This is a genomic window from Deltaproteobacteria bacterium, from assembly GCA_016930875.1.
GTDB lineage: Bacteria > Desulfobacterota > Desulfobacteria > Desulfobacterales.
The window spans coordinates 1-2,946 of sequence record JAFGFW010000168.1 but is presented as its reverse complement, the minus strand read 5'-3'; the positions used below and the strand labels follow the sequence as shown (position 1 = coordinate 2,946).

General features: G+C 49.7%; 1 protein-coding gene. It reads left to right on the top strand.

Annotation, left to right across the window (positions count from 1 at the left end):
- Nucleotides 1-455: 455 nt before the first annotated feature.
- Complete coding sequence (locus JW883_14325; GenBank protein MBN1843444.1) at nucleotides 456-2,741, top strand: RNA-binding transcriptional accessory protein; 2,286 nt, start codon at nucleotides 456-458, stop codon at nucleotides 2,739-2,741.
- Nucleotides 2,742-2,946: the final 205 nt, after the last annotated feature.

Sequence of the window (2,946 nt, the reverse complement as noted above, 5' to 3'; positions counted from 1 at the left end):
CCAACTGAAGGATGATAGCGTTTAACAAACGTATAATTCCCACAGAAAGAAACCCTCCCGCCAATTTACGGCGAGACTTAATTGATGGTAGATAATAAGCACCATTATACGTAATAGCAATCTAAATATTTATTTTTTATGAATCATCTCCCGATTAGTTGTAGTTAGTGCCCTTTGATTTGAAAACCATTCGTGGATGGGCACTAGTTACCTAAAAATCCTAACCAACTGTCGGGCCTTCACGCTTGACAGTAAACCCCGGCGTGAAGGGGGCCTGTTCATAGAATCTTCTTCGCCCAACGTAAAGCATAAAATCATAGACGTTCCCAAGATACGCGTCTGTTCAGCAATGGAACGACGGATAGAGGCAGGAGTTTAAGGATAGGGTTTATTACGGGGTGTAATTATCGGAGAGTCATGATACGGAAGGAACACGAATGGAAATTGGAGGGACGATGAACGAAAAACATGCTGTAAAGATCGCTGACGAACTGAACCTCAGCCCCCGACAGATCGTGGCGACAGCAAACCTGCTCGAAGACGGCGCCACGGTGCCCTTTATTGCTCGATATAGAAAAGAGGCTACCGGATCCATAGACGAGGTGGCTATAACCGCAATCCGTGACAGAACAGCTCAATTAGAGGAATTGGACAGACGGCGAGAGAGCATCCTGAAATCGCTCCAAGAAAGGGAGTTGCTCACAGACCAGTTGAAAGAAAAGATTCTGGCTGCGGATACCTTAAGCACTTTGGAGGATATCTACCTGCCCTATAGGCCAAAGCGGCGCACACGCGCAACCATCGCCAAGGAAAAGGGACTGGAACCTCTCGCAAAACTCATTTTCGAACAAAAAGAGGACACTGACCCTGTTGCCGAGGCACGTATCTACATTGACCTTGAAAAAGGAGTTGAAACATTGGAGGATGCTCTGGCTGGCAGCCGAGATATTATTGCAGAGTGGGTAAACGAAAACCAGGAAGCTCGCAAGAGAATGAGAGCTCTTTTTACGAATAAGGGACTTTTCCGTTCGAAGGTCATCGCGGACAAAGAGACAGAGGGCGCCAAATTCAGAGACTACTTCGATTGGGAAGAGCCTGTAACCAAGGCACCATCTCACAGAATACTGGCCATGCGGCGGGGAGAGAAGGAAGGGTTTCTGACTTTGCGGGCGGAGCCCCCTGAGGAGGAAGCATTGGCTCTTTTGGAGTCCATGTTCGTTAAGGATACAGGGCCTGCCTCACAAGAAGTAAAGGCCGCTGTACACGACTGCTACAAGAGGCTTCTCTGTCGTTCCATGGAAACAGAGATCCGCGTGGAAACGAAACAGCGCGCCGATTCGGAAGCGATAAAGATATTTGCCGATAATCTTCGGGAACTTCTCCTTGCGCCGCCGCTTGGCCAAAAGAATGTCATGGCCATTGACCCAGGTATTCGGACAGGGTCTAAGGTGGCGTCTTTGGATCGCCAAGGCATACTGCTCCAGACGGCCACCTTGTATCTCTTCCAGTCCGAACATGCCAAGAAGGAGGCGGCTGCAAAGCTCAGGGGATTGTCTAACACTTACGAACTCGAAGCCATAGCCGTAGGAAACGGGACCGGGGGAAGAGAGACGGAAGCGTTTGTCAAGAGCCTAAGTCTTCCCCACAATGTTCCCGTGGTTATGGTTAATGAGAGTGGTGCTTCAGTCTACTCGGCTTCTGAAGTAGCAAGGGCTGAGTTTCCTGATTTGGACGTCTCGTTTCGAGGAGCGATTTCCATAGGGAGACGCCTCCTGGATCCTTTGGCGGAGCTGGTAAAGATAGACCCTAAGTCCATTGGCGTTGGGCAATATCAGCATGACGTGAGCCAGCAGGCACTGAAGCAGAGCCTGGATGATGTGGTAATAAGCTGCGTCAATGCTGTGGGTGTGGAAGTCAACACGGCGAGCGAACAGCTTCTCACCTACGTCTCAGGTCTTGGTCCTCAGCTGGCAAAGAATATAATCGCCTACCGGAATGAGAATGGTCCGCTGACATCCAGGAAGGATTTGAAGAAAGTGCCACGCCTTGGCCCTAAGGCATTTGAGCAGGCGGCAGGCTTCCTTCGCGTCAAAAATGGTAAAAACCCTCTTGATGCCAGCGCAGTTCATCCTGAATCCTATCACATTGTGGAGGCCATGGCTGCGGATCTGGGCTGTGAAGTGAGAGCTTTGCTTGAAGATGAGGAACTCAGACAAAGAATCGATTTGCAAAAATATGTAACAGACAAGGTGGGGGTACCTACTCTAACTGATATCCTTGCTGAGCTTGCCAAGCCCGGTCGTGACCCCCGAAAGCAGTTTGAAGGCTTTCACTTTACAGAGGGCATAGAAACAATTGAAGACGTCAGGTCTGGCATGAAGCTGCCTGGAGTGGTCACAAACGTCACGGCCTTTGGTGCTTTCGTGGATATCGGAGTTCACCAAGACGGCTTAGTCCACATAAGCCAGCTAGCTGACCGCTTTGTCAAAGATCCCCGTAAGGTAGTCAAAGTCAACCAGAGGGTGACTGTGACTGTACTTGGTGTTGACCTGGAAAGAAAGCGGATTTCCCTTTCTATGAGAAAGAATTCGGACCAGTCAAATGGAAAGGAAACAAGAAGCTCAAAACGGTCTGGGAACAGTGACAAGGAACGCAGGCCTGAGAAGAGTGGGACGACTCCGCATAACAACCCCTTTGTCGAGGCCCTCAGTGGAGGGACGATGAAACTACGAGGCCGATGAGTCCAAGCAGAACCATTGGAAAGATTCACTCAATAAAACTAACGGAGATAAAAAATATGGAAATCTATACCCTAACGTTGCAAAAGTCGAGGATGCCGTAGCTCTAAGACGTCAAGAGTGAAGCTGTAGTAGTTTACCGTCCGCCGCAGGCGGAACAACGCAGGAGATGCGGTATCCCTCCTGCGGCGGATCTTCGACATCGGCT